Raw genomic sequence first — 17,735 nt, forward strand, 5'->3', positions numbered from 1 at the left:
CATTAGTCCTGTTCTGGGTTTCTCAAGTAATAACCTACACCGCGGCGTGTGACGATCCAATTTGGATGGCTCGGGTTGTCCTCGATTTTTTCACGAAGCCGGCGGACTGTTACGTCAACCGTTCTGACATCGCCGAAGTAATCATAGCCCCAAACGGTTTGAAGCAAATGTTCACGGGTCATCACTTGTCCGATATGTTTTGCTAAATAATGAAGCAATTCGAACTCACGATGAGTCAATTCGATTGTTTCATCTCGTTTTGATACAACGTACGCGTCAGGGAAGATGACGAGAGAGCCGATATGAATCTCGTTAGAGGAAGGCTCTTCCTCCGCAGGCGCTGTTGTCAGCTGGCGGCGCAGGTTCGCTTTTACACGTGCCAAGAGCTCACGTGTGCTGAATGGTTTTGTGACATAGTCATCAGCACCGATTTCAAGCCCGATAACCTTGTCAATTTCTGAATCCTTAGCCGTCAGCATAATGATTGGCATATCGTATTTCTTTCTGACTTCGCGGCATACTTCAACGCCGTCTTTATTCGGGAGCATAATATCTAAAAGAATTAAATCAGGCTGAAGCTCTTCTACCATTTCAACGGCTTCGTTTCCGTCGTGGGCACAGTGCACTTCATAGCCTTCTTTTCTTAAGTTAAATTCCAATATATCTGCAATCGGTTTTTCATCATCTACTACAAGGATCTTTTTATCCATCATTTTGATTTTCCTCCTGCCGAATGACTTCATTTCATCTATATAACATTCGTTTCATCACTTATGGCCCATGTAAAGAATGGGTCCTTGTCTATTATAACGGTTTAAGGTCAAAAGATAAAAAAAATAAAGGTTTAGAAAAAAAACACATGTTTCACCTTTATCGCCAGTTGTTTATCTATTGTCATGCTGGTCAACTTTTTTTAAAAAAGATAACTTTATTGAAACCTCCTCTCACCGGAGTGCGTCTTTATCAATGACGTCTTCTTCTTTGAACCGGCCGAAGGGCCGGTTCTCCCTTTTTCTTCTATTATAACACTCCTCATGTTTGCCTTTTTCCTAAAAGAAAAAACGCACCTACGATTGCAGATGCGTTTGGTAAGTGGCTCGGGACGGAATCGAACCGCCGACACACGGATTTTCAGTCCGTTGCTCTACCAACTGAGCTACCGAGCCAAATGTTTTATTTTTCTCTACTAAGTAAAGTAAAATGGCGGTCCGGACGGGACTCGAACCCGCGACCTCCTGCGTGACAGGCAGGCATTCTAACCAACTGAACTACCGGACCTTACAGTAATTGCCCGGAGAGCTGTCGTGTCAGCTCTCACAGACAAATAAGGAATTTAGCAATAACGCTAAAGTAAATCAATGACCCGTACGGGATTCGAACCCGTGTTACCGCCGTGAAAGGGCGGTGTCTTAACCGCTTGACCAACGGGCCTTCACGAAATGGTGAGCCATGAAGGACTCGAACCTTCGACCCTCTGATTAAAAGTCAGATGCTCTACCAACTGAGCTAATGGCTCTTAAAGATGTCGGAATTTCTATAGAGCAAACGACTTAGATCTAGTTCTTATCTTGTACTCTATTGAAGCAGTTTCCGTAACAACGAGATTTATAATATCACGAACAAATAGAAGTGGCAATAACTTTTTTGGTTTTTTTTCATATTTTTTTCTCAGACCAACTTATATGCGGCTTTCAAACAAAAAACAAGCCCCTGATATAGGGGCTTGCAGACATATTCTATTTAGTTCGCACGGTACACACTGCGAAGGACATTTGTTTGTGAGCGGTCTGGACCGACAGAGAAAATAGAAAGCGGAATGCCTGTCAGCTGAGACACGCGCTCAAGATAATGGCGCGCATTTTCCGGAAGCTCGCTCAAGCTCTTCGCACCTGTAATATCCTCAGTCCAGCCTGGCATTTCTTCATAAACCGGCTCACATTCAGCAAGTGCCTTAAGACTTGCTGGGAATTCTTCAATGATTTCCCCTTTGTAGCGGTACGCCACACAGATTTTCAACGTTTCAATTCCTGTTAGGACGTCAATTGAGTTCAGAGAAAGATCTGTAATTCCGCTCACACGGCGGGCGTGGCGGACAACAACGCTGTCAAACCAGCCGACACGGCGCGGGCGGCCTGTTGTTGTTCCATATTCGCGTCCGACTTCACGGATTTGATCGCCGATTTCATCTTTCAGCTCAGTCGGGAAAGGACCGTCGCCGACACGAGTCGTATATGCTTTTGATACACCGACAACGTGCTTGATTTTGGTCGGGCCGACACCAGAACCGATCGTGACACCGCCGGCAACCGGGTTAGATGACGTAACAAACGGGTATGTTCCTTGGTCGATATCGAGCATAACCCCTTGTGCGCCTTCAAATAATACACGGCGCCCTTCATCAAGAGCATCGTTTAAGACAACAGATGTATCGCAAACATATTTTTTAATCTGCTGGCCGTATTCATAATATTCGTCTAAGATATCCTCAAGTTTAAACCCTTCTGTCTCGTACATTTTCTCGAGAAGACGGTTTTTTTCTTCAAGATTGCGCTCAAGCTTTTCCGCAAACGCGTCACGGTCTAACAGATCCGCGATGCGAATTCCGATGCGGGCTGCTTTATCCATGTAAGCAGGGCCGATTCCTTTTTTCGTTGTGCCGATCTTGTTAGCCCCTTTACGCTCTTCTTCCACTTCATCCAATTTCAAATGATACGGCAGAATGACGTGAGCTCTGTTGCTGATTCTCAGATTATCTGTACTCACGTTGCGCTCATGAAGATACGCAAGCTCTGTGACTAATGCTTTCGGATCTACAACCATTCCGTTTCCGATTACACACGTTTTATCCTTATAGAAAATTCCAGACGGGATTAAGTGAAGCTTATATGTGATTCCGTCAAACTTGATTGTATGCCCTGCGTTATTTCCGCCTTGATAACGGGCGATCACTTCTGCATTTTCTGATAGGAAATCTGTAATTTTACCTTTTCCTTCATCGCCCCATTGCGTACCTACTACAACTACTGAAGACATGTCCGTGCACCTCCGTTAACCTTTCAAAACGATTCTATTCAAACAAATCAAGTTTATCAGTGAAGAAACAGAAAGTCAATTGTAAATCCGAACATTAAATTATTCAAAATCTATATTCGTTCGCTTCCATTCGTTTTATAAGCGTTTTCTCACTGTTTTGTCATAAAAAGCTTGCGAAACTTTCATCCTTTAGCATAAGAAAGAATCACTTGCCTGATATCCCTTTTGAATTCATAAAAACGACCCGCCAGCCGTCCGGGTCCTCTATCGTCACGCCCCCATTGCTCCAGTACGGGTTCTCTGATTCGACCTCTTGATAGCCCATATGCTTTAGCTTTGAAGTGATCGCTGCCAGTTCATCTGCATTCGGCACATAAAAAACAAGAAGGCTGTCGGGATGGGGAACGGGAGCAGTGCTTCCCCCTTCATACTGGGTGAATTCCAAATGATAATCGGCATGAGGAAGGCCGAACATGACACCGTCATACCCGTTATGCTTTGAAAATTCTCCTATTCGTTTCAAACACAGTCCCTCTTCGTAAAAACGAATAATCTCATCAAGCTGACCCGTAGGACGTGCAATTCGGACTTGTGCTGCGTGAAAAGACGAAAAACGTTTTCCCATATTGTTACCATCTCCTTTTTGCACCATTTTATTAAAACGCTTTCAAATTATCATCCGCTGAGCGAACGGTATTTCTTCCATCTTTCGAATGAAAAAACCCCAAGAGCAGCTCTTGGGGCTTATGCGCCGGGCGGAACGCCTGCGTCATCAAAACGCCGTTCCAGGTTGACGAATTTGTTGTATTCTTTTACGAACGCAAGAGACACGGTTCCCACCGGGCCGTTACGCTGTTTGGCGATAATAATTTCGATAATATTTTTATTCTCGGTTTCTTTGTCATAGTAGTCATCACGATAAAGGAACGCGACAATATCCGCGTCCTGCTCGATACTTCCTGATTCCCGGATATCAGACATCATCGGACGTTTATCCTGACGCTGCTCAACACCCCTGGAAAGCTGAGAAAGCGCGATAACAGGGACTTGCAGCTCCCTGGCAATCGACTTCAGTTCACGGGAAATTTCAGATACTTCCTGCTGACGGTTGTCCTTTGAACGACCGCTTCCCTGAATCAATTGCAGGTAATCGATCAAAATCATGCCCAGCCCGCTTTCCTGCTTCAAGCGGCGGCACTTGGCACGGATTTCACTCACTCGAATACCCGGTGTATCGTCGATGTAAATCCCGCTGTTCGACAGGCTTCCCATTGCCATCGTCAGCTTGCCCCAATCCTCTTCGGTCAGGTTACCTGTACGGAGATTCTGGGCATTGATATTTCCCTCGGCACAAAGCATACGCATAACGAGCTGCTCTGCACCCATCTCAAGACTGAAAATCGCTACGCTCTCATCGGTCTTCGTCGCCACGTTTTGTGCGATGTTCAGGGCAAAGGCTGTTTTCCCTACTGAAGGACGGGCAGCCACAATGATCAAGTCGTTGCGCTGGAAACCCGCAGTCATCCGGTCAAGCTCCGTAAACCCTGTTGGAATTCCCGTGATATCACCTTTTCGATTGTGAAGCTGTTCGATATTATCATAGGTCTGGACAAGGACGTCCTTAATATTTTGGAAGGCACTCGTGTTTTTGCGCTGTGCCACTTCCATAATCGTTTTTTCCGCTTCACTGAGTAAATCCTCTACCTCATCCTCACGGGTATACCCGTCTTGAGCAATCGTTGTCGCAGTTCTGATTAATCGGCGAAGAATCGATTTTTCCTCAACGATTTTCGCGTAATATTCTATGTTAGCCGCTGTCGGCACCGAGTTTGCGATATCTGTCAAATATGAAATGCCGCCTACTTCTTCCAGCAGGTCTGTGTTCGCAAGCTCTGATGTGACTGTCACCAGATCAACCGGTTCACCTCGGTCTCCGAGCACCAGCATCGCATTATAGATTTTTTGGTGGGACATTCTATAGAAATCATCTGGAATCAATACTTCTGAAGCCAGTGTTAAAGCAGACGGCTGTAAAAAAATAGCGCCTAACACGGCTTGTTCGGCTTCTATATTTTGCGGAGGAAGCCGGTCATTCAGAAGGTCTGTCATGCTAAGCACCGTCCTCTCATTAAAAAATCTCCAACCTCCATTCTACCATTTCTACAGAAAAAAAATAGAAAAATTGTCTGTTTCCTGTTTTTTTCAGTTAGCAGATTGGATCGTTTCGGACAGTAACAAGGCGGGAAAAATGCAATAAAACATGAGGGAGGAATGAAAGATGATAAAGAAATATGCGATTACGCCTAATGTTGATGCGGACGGCTGGTTTATTGAGGTGGAGAATGTAGCGCCGACAGCTTTGTATACGTCTAAAGACGCCGCTATTGAAAAGGCCAAACAGGTGGCTAAGGAAAACAGTCCGTCTAAGCTTGTAATTTATGACCAGTTTAAAAATGTGGAAGAAGAACACTCATTTTAATGAATGAAAGCCTTCGCTGCAGCGAGGGTTTTTTAGCGGTTATCGGTTTATTTCATCCATTGGATGCCTATGTGCATCATCAAATCTGCCGCTTTTTGATACAGATCCCACTCCCCGATCGAAGCAAATTTCCCCATCAGCTCCTGAAGCTTTAGCCTCACTGCTATATATTCTTCGAAAGTGACAGCTTTTTCAGTGTCTATTTGGTGTTCCTTCAGCATTTGTTTTAATAAGGATAACGGTGCGTGCATAAGAACCCTCCTTACCTCTTTTATAACGGTCATTTTCCGATTGCTCTATTCCTTTGTGACATCTTCTTACATTTCACAGCTGATTCTTGTACAATGGACAGAAGAGAGGAGGGATCTTTTGTGAGACCTTTGCAAATTTCTGCTGAAACTGCACAAAAGCTTGCAGAGTCCTTGAATCTGCCGCTTGAACAGATCATGCATATGCCTCAGCATATTCTGCTTGCCAAAATGGCTGAACTGCAAAAAGAGGACAAATCATAGCCTTCATTCACATACTTGCTTACCTGTTTCGGGATAATATCATGTATATGTTAGAAAAGAGGAGTAACTGCTTTGCCACATCCACATAATAAAAAAATCCAATCATTTTGGCTGATCACCGGCATTATCTTTATCGCCTTTAACTTACGGCCCGCGATCACTTCAGTGGGTCCGGTCATCAGCTCTATCCGGGCAGAGCTGCACATGTCCAATGGGGCAGCCGGTTTTTTGACCGCACTGCCGCTGCTTTCGTTTGCAGTTCTTTCTCCACTTGCACCTAAGCTTGGACAGCGCCTCGGAAATGAGCGAACTTTATGGCTAGGTCTCGTGATACTGCTTATCGGCGTTTTGACTCGTTCTACCGGCTATACTGCCGCTTTGTTTTTCGGAACGGCACTTATCGGCGTCGGGATTGCGATTGGTAACGTACTTTTGCCAAGCTTAATCAAACATAAATATCCTGAAAAGCCAGGGATCATGATCAGCCTGTATACGACATCAATGAATATATTCGCAGCTTTAGCATCAGGTGTCAGCGTTCCTTTAGCGACCCAGATGAATGGCGGATGGAAACAGGCTTTTCTCTTATGGGGCGGGCTGGCTTTACTTGCATTGCTAATCTGGATACCTCAGCTGCGCCATCGAGATACGGCAAACCAGACAATGAAGCTGCAATCCAGTTCCATTTGGGCTTCCAAAATGGCATGGTATGTCACCATCTTTATGGGCCTGCAATCGTTTTTATTTTACAGCAGCATCGCTTGGTTTCCTGAAATTCTCCGTTCACACGGAATTGATACGGCAACAGCCGGATGGATGGTATCACTCATGCAATTTGCGAGTCTGCCTTCCACTTTTCTGACACCAGTTTTAGCTGACCGTGTGAAACAGCAGCGCGGTATCGTTGCGGCGCTGGCCTCAGTTTATCTGATCGGCCTTTGCGGATTATTAGCGGGCGGAAGCCATACATTGCTTGCCATCTGGATGATCATTATCGGTATCGGACAAGGCTCCAGCATTAGTCTGGCGCTCACTTTGATTGGTCTCCGCAGTGAAAATGCCCAACAGGCCGCTGCGCTGTCAGGCATGTCTCAGTCATTCGGCTACCTGCTGGCAGCAGTCGGGCCAATCTTTGTCGGCTATCTCTTTGACCAGACGCATTCTTGGACGATGCCTATTGTGCTTCTCATTGCTGCCCTGATCGTAATGGGAGCAGCCGGACAGGGAGCCGGACGAGATCGATACATTTTCCAGTCAGAAAAACAAAGAAATTCAGCATAAAGCGGGGAAGATATCTCCGCTTTTTTCTTTGAATATTTATGGTTTATTCATAAGTTTTTCATATTTGTTTTTTACAATGAGACACCATAAAGAGGTGAAAAACGATGAAAACCAAACGATTCGACGCAGCCCTTATTCTTATTTTGCTGGCAGCAGCTTTTTTGAATACGTATCACATTTGGCAGGATGATACAGCAAACCAGTACTATTTGGCGGCTGTAAAAAGCATGACGCAAAGCTTCCATAACTTCTTTTATGCGTCATTTGACCCTTCTGGATTTGTGACAGTAGATAAGCCTCCTGTCGTGTTATGGATTCAAACGATTTTCGCACTGATTTTCGGTGTTCACACGTGGAGTGTCATCATTCCCCAGGCTCTTGCCGGAGTTGGGTCTGTATTCCTTCTCTACAGAATGATTAAGCCGACTTTTGGAATTGGGGCGGCCCGCATTGCCGCACTTGTCATGGCACTGACCCCTATCGCAGTAGCTGTCAGCCGGACAAACAATATCGACAGCATGCTTGTTTTTACCTTATTGCTCGGTTCAACTTGTCTGCTTAGGGCAGTAAAACAAGGCAAGCTGGTTTGGCTGCTGACGGCATTTGCCCTGATTGGGCTCGCCTTTAATATGAAGATGATGCAAGCGTTTATGGTATTGCCTGCATTTGTGTTATTCTACCTGATTGCATCTCGGGTTTCTCTGAAGAAAAAAATCGGTTCCCTGCTTCTGTCTCTTGTCCTTCTGACAGGCCTTTCACTCTCATGGGCGATTGCAGTGGATTCAGCCTCTACCTCAAGCCGGCCTTATGTAGGAAGCAGCCAGACTAACTCAGTGCTAGAACTGGCCTTTGGCTACAACGGCACAGAGCGTCTGCTTGGGCAAACTACGGGCCTTGCAAAGGGTGATATGAATGCTGCTGGCGGAGGGAACATGCAGAATCAAGACAACATGCAAGCGCCAAAATCATCTTTTTCTCAGAACGGAAATCAATCATTCGGAAACCATTCACAGGCGCCTCAGCCGCCTAACGGACAAACCGGCGCTCTCAATGGAGGCGGAGGCACACCTCCCACAGGTGGCAACGGACCTGGAAATGGAGGGCCTGGCGGCGGAAAAAGCATGAATATGTTCGGCACCGGTGATCCTGGCCCGCTTCGTCTTTTCCAATCAGCACTTTCCGGCCAAATCAGCTGGATGCTTCCATTCTCATTGATCGGATTACTGGGCGCAATCGTCAGCTGGTACCGTGATCGCCGCGGACATGCTGCTAAAATGAAAGAAACGCTATTCTGGGCGGCTTGGCTTGTTCCCGTGGCTGGTTTCTTCAGCATCGCAGGATTCTTCCACCAGTATTATTTGATTATGCTGGCACCGCCAATTGCCGCCCTTTCTGGTATCGGATGGTATACGATGCACCGCTTATACAAAAATAATAAAGACTGGTCCAGCTATCTTCTGCCGGCAGCCGTCTTGATCACAGCCGTGTTTCAGATGTATATTCTGAGCGCTTATACAAGCCAAATCGGCAGTGTATGGATGTATGTCCTGGGGCTCTTAGGACTGGGCATCACCCTTGCACTTCTGATGCTTAAACGCAGCCATCCGTTCAGTAAGCTGCTGACCATCATCAGCTTGTGCGTTCTGCTTCTCACACCAGTTTACTGGTCAGCAACGCCGCTTCTATACGGTGGTAACAGCGTCCTTCCTGAATCTGGCCCGCAGCTCAAAGGCTCAGCAAACGGCGGGAACATGTTCTCTTCAGAGGTCGACAGCGGGCTCCTGTCCTATCTGAGAAAACACAATACCGGCGAAGAGTATTTATTTGCTACTTTGACAACCGTAACAGCTGCGCCATACATCATTTACGAAAATGAATCTGTTATGGCAATGGGCGGATTTAACGGCACGGATCCCATTCTGACTGTGTCGGAACTGAAAAAACTAATCAAAGAAGGCAAAGTGAAATACTTCCTTCTGTCAGAAAACAACTCAGGCAACAGCGAACTTGTTTCCTGGATTAAGAAAAACGGAAAAGAAATAACATCTGGCGAGTACAGCGGTTCCTCCAGCAGCACAAACAGCGTGCAGGGAATGCGAAGAGGACCTGGTGGAGAAAGCCAGCAAACTCTTTATCTCGTGGAATAAAAAAAGAGGCTTGGATTCATCCAAGCCTCTTTTCTATTAAGCTTCTTCTTTTACATGTACCTTTAACACAGCCTGCACTTCAGGATGCAGTTTCACAGGCACGTTTGTATATCCTAATGCACGAATGCCGTCCGGCAGTTCAAGCTTCCGCTTATCTACTTTAATGTTATGATCTTTTTGGAGCTGTTCAGTAATTTGCTTGCTTGTCACTGAACCAAATAAACGGCCGCCCTCACCTGATTTTGCGCTAAGCTCAACAGTCAGTTTTTCTAATGTCTCTTTCAAGCTCTTAGCCTGCTCAAGCTCAGCAATGGCTTCTTTTTTCTCTTTCTGCTTTTGTCCGTTTAGCGCGCTGATGTTTGACGCGTTCGCTTCAACCGCGAGGCCTTTTTTAATTAGAAAGTTATGCGCATAACCGTCTGCTACGTTTTTGACTTCGCCTTTTTTTCCTTTTCCTTTTACATCTTGTAAGAAAATAACCTTCATCTCTGTACGCCTCCCTCAAAATACTCATCTATGGCGTGCTTCAGCCGTTCCAGCGCTTCAGAAACTGAAATGCCGGACAACTGAGTCGCCGCATTTGTTAAATGCCCTCCGCCTTCTAGGGCCTCCATGATGATCTGAACATTTACCTCGCCAAGCGACCGTGCACTGATACAAACCGTTTGTTCATCCCGTCTCGCCACCGCAAATGAAGCCTCAACCTCACTCATCGACAGCAGCGAATCGGCAGCCTGCGCAATCAGCACTTGATCGAAGTATTCCTCTTCATTTTCAGGAAGAGAAGCAATCGCAATGTTATCTTTATAGAGGACCGTATGCTGGATCAGCTTCGCCCGTTTAATATAGGAATCAACGGTTTCTTTCAGGAACTTCTGCACCAGCACCGTGTCGGCGCCTTTTGCCCTTAAATAAGAAGCCGCATCGAAAGTCCGCGAGCCCGTGCGGAGAGAAAAGCTCTTTGTATCCACTATTATACCAGCTAATAGGGCTGTTGCTTCAATCATATTGATTTTTAAGCGCTTCGGCTGATATTCAAGCAGCTCTGTCACCAATTCCGCTGTGGAAGAAGCGTATGGTTCCATATAAACAAGCAGCGGATCTCTGATAAACTCCTCACCTCTGCGGTGATGGTCGATGACCACGATATGTTCAATTTTATTGACCAGCCGTTCCTCCATGACGAGTGACGGCTTATGTGTATCAACGATCACAAGCAGTGTGTCATCATTGGAAATTTCAATTGCTTCTTCAGGCGTAATAAATCTTGACCACAGTTCTTCATATTTTTTGATTTCCCCAATCAAACGCTGCACACTTGATCCGATTTGATTTGGGTCAATCACGATAAAACCATCTTTGTTATTTGCCTGAGCCACCTTTAAAATCCCGATCGCTGCGCCGATAGAATCCATGTCGGGGAATTTATGCCCCATGATAATCACATTGCTGCTTTCGGTGACGATTTCCTTTAAGGCGTGAGAAATCACGCGGGCCCGCACCCTTGTTCGTTTCTCCATTGGGTTTGTTTTACCGCCGTAAAACTTCACCTTGCCGTTTGGCAGCTTAATGGCTACCTGGTCCCCACCGCGTCCCAGTGCTAAGTCCAAGCTGGATTGCGCCAAATCGCCAAGTTCTTTCAGGGAAGAGACTGAAGCCCCGACACCGACACTTAACGTCAGCGCTACACCGTCAAATGAGGTTTTTTCCCGCACTTCATCAAGAATCGAAAACTTCGAATTTTCGAGTTCAGTTAAGATGTGTTCATTAAGTACAGCGATAAAGCGTTCTGAAGACGTCCTTTTCAAGAAGATCCCGTACTCCTGCGCCCAAGCGTTCAGCAAAGATGTCACCTGGCTGTTCATCGTGCTTCTCGTCTGGTCATCCAATCCTTGTGTCACATCATCATAGTTATCAAGGAAAATATATGCCAGGACGGTTCTTTCGTTTTCATATAGCTTTTCAATCTGAATTTGTTCTGTTACATCAAAGAAATATAAGAGACGCTCATCCCGTTTGATGACAACCCTAAACTTGCGGTCATTCAATGTAACCGTTTCCGATTCCACCTCTTGTTTGATAAGCGGCACTACCGATTCACAAGTATCGTAAAGTGATCTCCCCACTAAAGTGCTTTCATTAAAGCAAGAGGAAAGAAACGGATTTGCCCATTCTATATAATATTGGTCATTAAAAAGCATGATTCCAATCGGCATTTCCATCAATGCCTCTTCACCGACTTTTTTCAACCTGTAGGACAACGTAGAAATATAAGCATCAATCTCTTTTCGAATAAGAGAATCAGCACGCTTAATAAAAAACAAAATAACTGCCAGCAGCAGCACTTCGACGGTTCCTAATATCCAGTTAAAATAAAAGCTGATGAGGATTGTAATAATTGACAGAGCAATCAATGCATAGATGGGATACCGAAACAGCGGTTTTTCATAAAAGCTTGGCATTTCTATCACTCCCCACCATGTGAGTAAAACTCATGTTCACTTCACCTTATTCCTTATATGAAAGCCCAAATCTAAAACGCCTAAAATGCGAATGGCCGCCATGAAGACCGGATGAACAAACCCAAGTATGACAGCAATCACAGCCGCAGCCTTTGGATATTGTTTCTTATGGCAATAGAAAAAGATAAATGATAAACCTTGGATGAAAATCAGAAACCCGAGTATAAACTCCCCATTTAAAGCGATAGAGTACAGCATTTGGCCTTTTTCTAAAGGCAAAAATGAAAGCATGACAATAATCAAATACAGTACTACAACACTTTGCGGAAACTTCAACTCTCTAAAAGGCTTTAGATTAGGAATATCGGGGGAGAATCGCCTTAAGAGCGGCTTAGCGATAAGGTAACTGAGGAAAGAAAAAATAACTCCTACCATCACAATAGCTGTTGGAAAAAGATATTGAACGATACCCAATTGTTCTTCCATCAGTTTTAATTGCTTCTCAAACTGTCCAGCATTGCCCGACTGCTTCGCTACAGTTTCTACAATATCAAGAGATTGCCGGTATTGTGTCATCGCCTCATCAATGATATTGATACCCAAAAACTGAATGCTTATCACAAAATAGAAGACAATACTAAGCATATAAATAAGAGCGCCCGAAATAATGGCGTGCCCGGGCTCTTTCCTTTTGAAAAAATGTCCCATGGCAATGCCGGCGCAAGCTGACATAAAAGCTACAATAAGCCCGTTAAAGGACCCGACAATAAAAACAACCGGAAGACTGACAGCGCCCATCCATATCCCTAGCTTCAATCCATGTCTGATCGTGTACAAGATCATTGGCAGCGGCAGTGCAAATAACAGAATTGTTCCAATCACAGGAACATAAACAACCAGAAGCGTAATGATCGCAAACAGACTGATTAAAATAGCACCTTCCATTAAAGCTCTCGTTTGTTTCACTTAGTCACCTCGTATCATCCTGAACATACGAATAGAAAAGAGCAGCATAAACGACTGCTCTTTTTCATCGCTGCAACATACGTTGCACCGAATGTTTTTATATCATCTCTAAATTTTACTTTTATATTTTAACATAAGTCCAAATCGCAAGTAAAATAACGCTAATGTTTCATGTGAAACATGAAAAATGAAAAGACATTCTTTGAAAAGAATGCCCATCACAATTAATGTTTATCATCCATAAAGCCAGAAGATTCCTTGTTTTTCTTTTTCGTTTTTCTGACATACATAAAAATTAAGATCACCAGTAAAAGGGTTGTTGCTTGCAGAACGCCGCTGCTAAACAAGAAAAAGTTCTTTATCATGTCCCACATTGTGTTTCACCTCTTTGTGCATGTTCTCAACCCGTATCCTATATAAGGTGAATTTCCCTTTTTAAAAACTTCAAAACATCATGAACAACATTGAGCATTGGGCATATGCTGATATGGAATCTGATCGATAAAGGAGAATTTTCACATGGATGAACGCAGAACATTGGCTTGGCATGAAACATTAGAAATGCACGAGCTGGTTGCTTTTCAATCAAACGGACTCATTAAACTGAAGAAAATGATAAGAGAAGTAAAAGACCCTCAGCTCAGACAGCTTTATAACGTGTCTATTCAGGGTGTTGAGCAAAATTTGAGAGAGCTTCTTCCGTTCTTTCCACAGGCTCCGCACAGAGAAGATGAGGAAGAAGAACGCGCAGATAACCCATTTTACAGCGGTGACCTGCTCGGTTTTGCCAAAACATCTGTCCGCAGCTATGCCATCGCAATTACAGAAACAGCAACACCTCAATTAAGAAACGTACTGGTCAAACAGCTGAATGCTGCCATCCAGCTGCACGCCCAAGTTTATCGATACATGTATCAGCATGGATATTATCTCTCTTACAACCTTTCTGAACTGTTGAAAAACGATGTCAGAAACGCCAACAGAGCCATTTCAATGAAATAAAACAAGCAGCAAAGGAGTTTTCCCTTTGCTGCTATTTCTGCTGATCCTTCAGTAAGCCGTTCGAACGATAAGATTCCAGCACGTCTCTGTTGGATTCTCCCCATTCTTTCATTTGCAAAACAATCGGTTCAAGCGTTCGCCCGAATTCCGTCAGAGAGTACTCAACCTTGGGCGGCACCTGTTGATAAACCTCACGATGCACGATGCCGTCCGCTTCCAGCTCCCTCAGCTGAAGAGTAAGCATTCTTTGAGTAATACTCGGGCAGATTCGCCGAAACTCATTAAATCGTTTCTTGCCATCTATCATGTGATAAAAAAGAATTCCTTTCCACTTTCCGCCAATGACATCTAGAGTAAATTCAACTGGACAGCCTTCTTTGTTCGGGTATATATTCTTTTTTCCACTCATTCTTGACCCTCCAATAGTACCTTTTTTGATACTACATTACATTTTGCAACTAAGCTACCCAGTATTTTACACACCTTTTCTCCTTAGCTCAAAGAAAATGCTTCTTATTCACATCAATTTTTAAGGGTTTGCATGATTACACCTGCAGCAAGACGTGTTAAACTATATAAAGATTACACTACTTAAAAAAAGGATAGGAGCTATCATGGAAAAGATACTTATTTTCGGACACCAAAACCCAGACACAGATACGATTTGTTCTGCGATTGCTTATGCTGATTTGAAAAACAAACTCGGCTTCAATGCTGAGCCTGTCCGTCTCGGACAAGTCAACGGCGAAACACAATACGCGCTTGACTATTTCAAACAAGAAAGCCCGCGTCTTGTTGAAACAGCTGCAAACGAAGTAAACGGCGTTATCCTGGTTGACCATAACGAACGCCAGCAAAGCATCAAAGACATTGAAGAGGTTCAGGTTTTAGAGGTTATCGACCATCACCGCATCGCTAACTTCGAAACAGCTGAGCCGCTTTACTATCGTGCTGAGCCTGTAGGCTGTACGGCTACCATCTTAAACAAAATGTACAAAGAGAATAACGTGAAAATCGAGAAAGAAATTGCCGGCCTTATGCTGTCTGCGATCATTTCTGATTCCCTGTTATTTAAATCTCCAACTTGCACGGACCAAGACGTAGCAGCAGCAAAAGAGCTTGCGGAGATCGCTGGCGTAGATGCTGAAGTATACGGCTTGAACATGTTGAAAGCAGGCGCTGATCTAAGCAAAAAAACAGTGGAAGAGCTCATTTCTCTTGATGCGAAAGAATTTACGCTCGGCAGCAAGAAAGTCGAAATCGCACAAGTAAACACAGTGGACATTGAAGATGTGAAAAAACGCCAAGCTGAATTAGAAGCTGTGATCTCAAAAGTTGTGGCTGAGAAGAATCTTGATCTGTTCCTTCTCGTTATCACAGATATCTTAGAAAATGATTCACTTGCTCTTGCAATCGGTAACGAAGCAGCGAAAGTGGAAAAAGCGTTCAACGTTACATTAGAAAACAACACAGCCCTCTTAAAAGGCGTTGTTTCCCGTAAAAAACAAGTCGTTCCTGTCTTAACAGACGCAATGGCTGAATAAGCAAAAAGCATCCCGCATCGGGATGCTTTTTCTTATTCACCCAGCTTCTCAATTTGTCCCATCACATCAGTAATTTGCTTTGCGTTTTGGACCAGGTCTGACTGCTCCAATTCTTTAAGCGATACCTTGCCTTCCTCGGCTTGTTTCAACACATCTTCAGCGCTTTTCTGCAAGGTTTCGTTATGTTCCTGAATGGTTTGATGAATCTCCGCTGCGGCATCAGGCGGCGTTAATTCATTAAAATCAGCGGCAGCCTTCTGAATCGACTCAAGCTGCGCTTCAAGTTTTTCTTTCGCCTCGGTGTCATTTACAGCTTTCTCAGCCAATTCAGGCGCTTCCTCTGCAAATGTCTTCACCTTCTCCACATAACCAGCTGCTTCACTCGTATAGTTCAATCCGTCGTTCACCTGATCAAGCATGCCACATCCGCCTGCACTCAAAAGTCCCACTCCGGCAAGTACTGTCAAAATGATCTTCATCTTCAGCCCCCTTATTGTTTCTTTTTCATTTTTTCTTTTAAGATCGGAATCAATTTCTCTTTCGCTAACGGCAGCCCTTTCCTCACCAATTCACGCTTCAGCCACTTTTTCAGCTTAGACATTCTGATGCTCCTCTCCCTTTTTGGTAAAAATGAAAAAACTCCACCAATTTGGTGAAGTTCCTGAAACAAAAAGACCTTCACCAAATCAGATTTGGCAAAGGTCTCGCTAACAATGAGATTGCCAGCAAAGCCGAGGACACCTTGTCCCGTAATGACGACTTTACTGTGAAAGCTACTCCCCTTTGGAGTGTTCATTTTTATTACTTTCATTCTAAAGCACCGATCTGTTCCAGTCAAATTCCTGCCGTTTATATAAAAGCGCGCTGTGGTATTTAAAATTTGAATGGTTTTTCCATCAGGAGATCATGCTATGACAGAGGAGGTTTTCATCATGAGTCAAGAGCGCGTGAAACGGCCTGGGCATACCAGATGGTACATATCTTCGTTACTTAGCGGCATTATTATTCTTAATTATTTTGACCGAGTGGCCATCTCGGTAGCGGCCCCTGCGATACAAGATTCGTTTCACCTTACTGCAACTGAACTCGGCATCGTGTTTTCCATTTACACCTATTCCTATACACTGATGCAGCTGCCTGTCGGAAGTTTGCTGGACCGTTTTGGGGTCGCATGGGTCACGAGGGTTGGAATGACAATATGGAGCTTTTTAACGATCCTTCTTGCTTTTTTGCAAGGAAAATTGCTGTTGTATCTGTTCCGGTTTCTCATTGGGCTGACGAGCGCCTCTGCGTTCCCTGCTGCCTCTAAAGCAACCGCTCTCTGGTTTCCTCCAAGTGAGCGGGGATTGGCAAACTCACTGTTCGATTCGGCCGCCAAGTTTTCAAATGTAATCGGCGCGCCATTGGTCGCCTTTCTTGTCACAACATTTGACTGGCGTGTCGCTTTTTTGACGATTGGATGCATCAATGTGCTGTTTACGATCTTTTTCTGGCAGTATTATGAACAGCCTGAACGGCACAAACGTATTTCTAAAAGTGAACTAAACTATATTCAAAAACACAATGCCATTACAACAGAGCAAATCCCTTACAAAACGGGCCCGCTTTTAAAAAAGCTTTTCACCAATCGGAAAGTATGGGGCTTAATGATCGGATTTACAGGGTACGGGTATACATTCAACCTGCTGCTCACCTGGCTTCCGACTTTCTTTAAACATACATACGGTATGGATCTCATGTCGTCCGGTTTATTTACGGCAGTGCCGTGGCTGATCTCAACCATTTCCGGAATTGCCGTCGGCGGCTGGCTCGTCGATTATTTTATTAAGAAAGGCTATCCTAACACCAAGGTGTACCGAACCGTAATCATAGTCGGAATGAGCTTTGGCTTTTTCTTTTTAGGCTCCATTCTGACGAACAATATTACCGTAGCCATTATTTGCATTTCCATCGGACTCGCCGGAATTTCAGCAACCGCTCCGGTCGGCTGGTCCATCTCCGCAGAACTCGCGCCGATCGGTTCCGTATCCATGCTGAGCTCCATGGTGAATCTCGCAAACAACCTGTTCGGAGGCATTATTGCTGCGTCACTGACAGGGTATTTGTTTGATGTGACAGGCTCCTTTACACTCAGCTTTCTGGTAGCTGGTTTTGTGCTGTTGCTGGGATTGGTTTTTTATGTGTTTGTTTTAGGGGATGTAAAACGAATTAAACTGGAATGAAGAGTGCTTGCTGAAAAGCACTCTTTTCTTTGAATCCGCCAGGTGTTATTTTCTTTCTCCCACATTCACTAGTCTGTCTTCGGACGA

19 protein-coding genes and 4 tRNA genes are annotated in these 17,735 nt (G+C 44.6%); 7 read left to right on the forward strand and 16 right to left on the reverse strand.

Features of this window, described 5'->3' with window-relative positions:
* Positions 1-2 precede the first annotated feature (2 nt).
* The 8 genes from walR to dnaB form a co-directional block, all read right to left on the reverse strand.
* Entirely contained in the window at positions 3-710 is a 708-nt protein-coding gene (gene walR / locus bslm_RS19935) for a cell wall metabolism DNA-binding response regulator WalR (protein WP_003244363.1), read from the reverse strand.
* 383 nt (positions 711-1,093) lie between these two features.
* Positions 1,094-1,166: transfer RNA gene (locus bslm_RS19940), tRNA-Phe, on the reverse strand.
* A gap of 35 nt (positions 1,167-1,201) precedes the next feature.
* A tRNA-Asp gene (locus tag bslm_RS19945) sits at positions 1,202-1,278 on the reverse strand.
* 81 nt (positions 1,279-1,359) lie between these two features.
* A tRNA-Glu gene (locus tag bslm_RS19950) sits at positions 1,360-1,431 on the reverse strand.
* Between the two features lie 9 nt (positions 1,432-1,440).
* Positions 1,441-1,516 (reverse strand) — tRNA-Lys (locus bslm_RS19955).
* Between the two features lie 224 nt (positions 1,517-1,740).
* Positions 1,741-3,033 carry an adenylosuccinate synthase gene (gene purA / locus bslm_RS19960; RefSeq protein ID WP_003226929.1) on the reverse strand — a complete coding sequence of 431 codons (1,293 nt, stop codon included), beginning with the start codon at positions 3,031-3,033 and terminating at the stop codon, positions 1,741-1,743.
* Positions 3,034-3,238: 205 nt separating this feature from the next.
* Positions 3,239-3,658, reverse strand: coding sequence for a VOC family protein (locus bslm_RS19965; RefSeq protein WP_046381477.1), 420 nt, complete (start codon positions 3,656-3,658; stop codon positions 3,239-3,241).
* Between the two features lie 119 nt (positions 3,659-3,777).
* Positions 3,778-5,142: a replicative DNA helicase gene (gene dnaB, locus bslm_RS19970; protein WP_003226923.1), complete on the reverse strand. Its 1,365-nt coding sequence runs from the start codon at positions 5,140-5,142 to the stop codon at positions 3,778-3,780.
* Between the two features lie 169 nt (positions 5,143-5,311).
* Between dnaB and bslm_RS19975 the strand changes: the two genes are divergently transcribed.
* Positions 5,312-5,512 carry a DUF2188 domain-containing protein gene (locus bslm_RS19975; protein ID WP_003226922.1) on the forward strand — a complete coding sequence of 67 codons (201 nt, stop codon included), beginning with the start codon at positions 5,312-5,314 and terminating at the stop codon, positions 5,510-5,512.
* A gap of 47 nt (positions 5,513-5,559) precedes the next feature.
* On the opposite strand, the gene bslm_RS19980 is transcribed toward bslm_RS19975, so the two are convergent.
* Positions 5,560-5,763 (reverse strand): hypothetical protein, encoded by a 204-nt coding sequence (locus tag bslm_RS19980; RefSeq protein ID WP_015250806.1) that lies wholly within the window; start codon positions 5,761-5,763, stop codon positions 5,560-5,562.
* Between the two features lie 120 nt (positions 5,764-5,883).
* Here bslm_RS19980 and bslm_RS21185 point away from each other — a divergent pair, with 120 nt between their 5' ends.
* The 3 genes from bslm_RS21185 to bslm_RS19990 all read left to right on the forward strand — a co-directional run bounded on the left by bslm_RS21185 (position 5,884) and on the right by bslm_RS19990 (position 9,452).
* On the forward strand, positions 5,884-6,024 hold the full coding sequence (locus tag bslm_RS21185; protein ID WP_003242786.1) for a YycC family protein: 141 nt from the start codon (positions 5,884-5,886) through the stop codon (positions 6,022-6,024).
* 72 nt (positions 6,025-6,096) lie between these two features.
* On the forward strand, positions 6,097-7,305 hold the full coding sequence (locus bslm_RS19985; RefSeq protein ID WP_003226917.1) for a CynX/NimT family MFS transporter: 1,209 nt from the start codon (positions 6,097-6,099) through the stop codon (positions 7,303-7,305).
* Positions 7,306-7,409: 104 nt separating this feature from the next.
* On the forward strand, positions 7,410-9,452 hold the full coding sequence (locus bslm_RS19990; RefSeq protein WP_046381478.1) for a glycosyltransferase family 39 protein: 2,043 nt from the start codon (positions 7,410-7,412) through the stop codon (positions 9,450-9,452).
* A 36-nt stretch (positions 9,453-9,488) separates the two neighbouring features.
* Here the strand turns inward: bslm_RS19990 and rplI are convergent, their stop codons facing one another.
* From rplI to bslm_RS21190, 4 genes are all read right to left on the reverse strand, one after another.
* Positions 9,489-9,938 carry a 50S ribosomal protein L9 gene (rplI, locus tag bslm_RS19995; RefSeq protein WP_003226915.1) on the reverse strand — a complete coding sequence of 150 codons (450 nt, stop codon included), beginning with the start codon at positions 9,936-9,938 and terminating at the stop codon, positions 9,489-9,491.
* Entirely contained in the window at positions 9,935-11,914 is a 1,980-nt protein-coding gene (gene gdpP, locus bslm_RS20000) for a cyclic-di-AMP phosphodiesterase GdpP (protein ID WP_038429948.1), read from the reverse strand. Before gdpP ends, rplI begins: the two co-directional genes overlap by 4 nt.
* Before the next feature lie 36 nt (positions 11,915-11,950).
* Entirely contained in the window at positions 11,951-12,880 is a 930-nt protein-coding gene (locus bslm_RS20005; RefSeq protein ID WP_038429949.1) for a YybS family protein, read from the reverse strand.
* A gap of 224 nt (positions 12,881-13,104) precedes the next feature.
* Positions 13,105-13,254 (reverse strand): hypothetical protein, encoded by a 150-nt coding sequence (locus bslm_RS21190; protein WP_003226909.1) that lies wholly within the window; start codon positions 13,252-13,254, stop codon positions 13,105-13,107.
* A 145-nt stretch (positions 13,255-13,399) separates the two neighbouring features.
* On the opposite strand from bslm_RS21190, the gene cotF reads away from it, so the two are divergent.
* A complete protein-coding gene (cotF, locus tag bslm_RS20015) occupies positions 13,400-13,882 on the forward strand; it encodes a spore coat protein CotF (RefSeq protein WP_038429950.1) in 483 nt (160 codons plus the stop codon).
* A gap of 31 nt (positions 13,883-13,913) precedes the next feature.
* On the opposite strand, the gene hypR is transcribed toward cotF, so the two are convergent.
* Positions 13,914-14,291, reverse strand: a complete 378-nt coding sequence (gene hypR, locus bslm_RS20020; protein ID WP_014478546.1) for a transcriptional regulator HypR — start codon at positions 14,289-14,291, stop codon at positions 13,914-13,916.
* 205 nt (positions 14,292-14,496) lie between these two features.
* Between hypR and bslm_RS20025 the strand changes: the two genes are divergently transcribed.
* Positions 14,497-15,426, forward strand: a complete 930-nt coding sequence (locus tag bslm_RS20025; protein ID WP_046381479.1) for a manganese-dependent inorganic pyrophosphatase — start codon at positions 14,497-14,499, stop codon at positions 15,424-15,426.
* A 32-nt stretch (positions 15,427-15,458) separates the two neighbouring features.
* On the opposite strand, the gene bslm_RS20030 is transcribed toward bslm_RS20025, so the two are convergent.
* Together bslm_RS20030 and bslm_RS21825 are read right to left on the reverse strand one after the other, a co-directional pair.
* The gene (locus bslm_RS20030) at positions 15,459-15,905 is read right to left on the reverse strand and encodes a DUF6376 family protein (RefSeq protein ID WP_014478547.1); all 447 of its coding nucleotides are present in this window, start codon (positions 15,903-15,905) and stop codon (positions 15,459-15,461) included.
* A gap of 11 nt (positions 15,906-15,916) precedes the next feature.
* A complete protein-coding gene (locus bslm_RS21825) occupies positions 15,917-16,237 on the reverse strand; it encodes a hypothetical protein (RefSeq protein ID WP_033884415.1) in 321 nt (106 codons plus the stop codon).
* A gap of 100 nt (positions 16,238-16,337) precedes the next feature.
* Between bslm_RS21825 and bslm_RS20040 the strand changes: the two genes are divergently transcribed.
* Positions 16,338-17,648 carry an MFS transporter gene (locus tag bslm_RS20040; protein ID WP_014478548.1) on the forward strand — a complete coding sequence of 437 codons (1,311 nt, stop codon included), beginning with the start codon at positions 16,338-16,340 and terminating at the stop codon, positions 17,646-17,648.
* Positions 17,649-17,735: the final 87 nt, after the last annotated feature.

Origin of the sequence: Bacillus sp. LM 4-2 (genome assembly GCF_000978495.1) — a bacterium.
Taxonomy (GTDB): Bacteria; Bacillota; Bacilli; order Bacillales; family Bacillaceae; genus Bacillus; species Bacillus subtilis.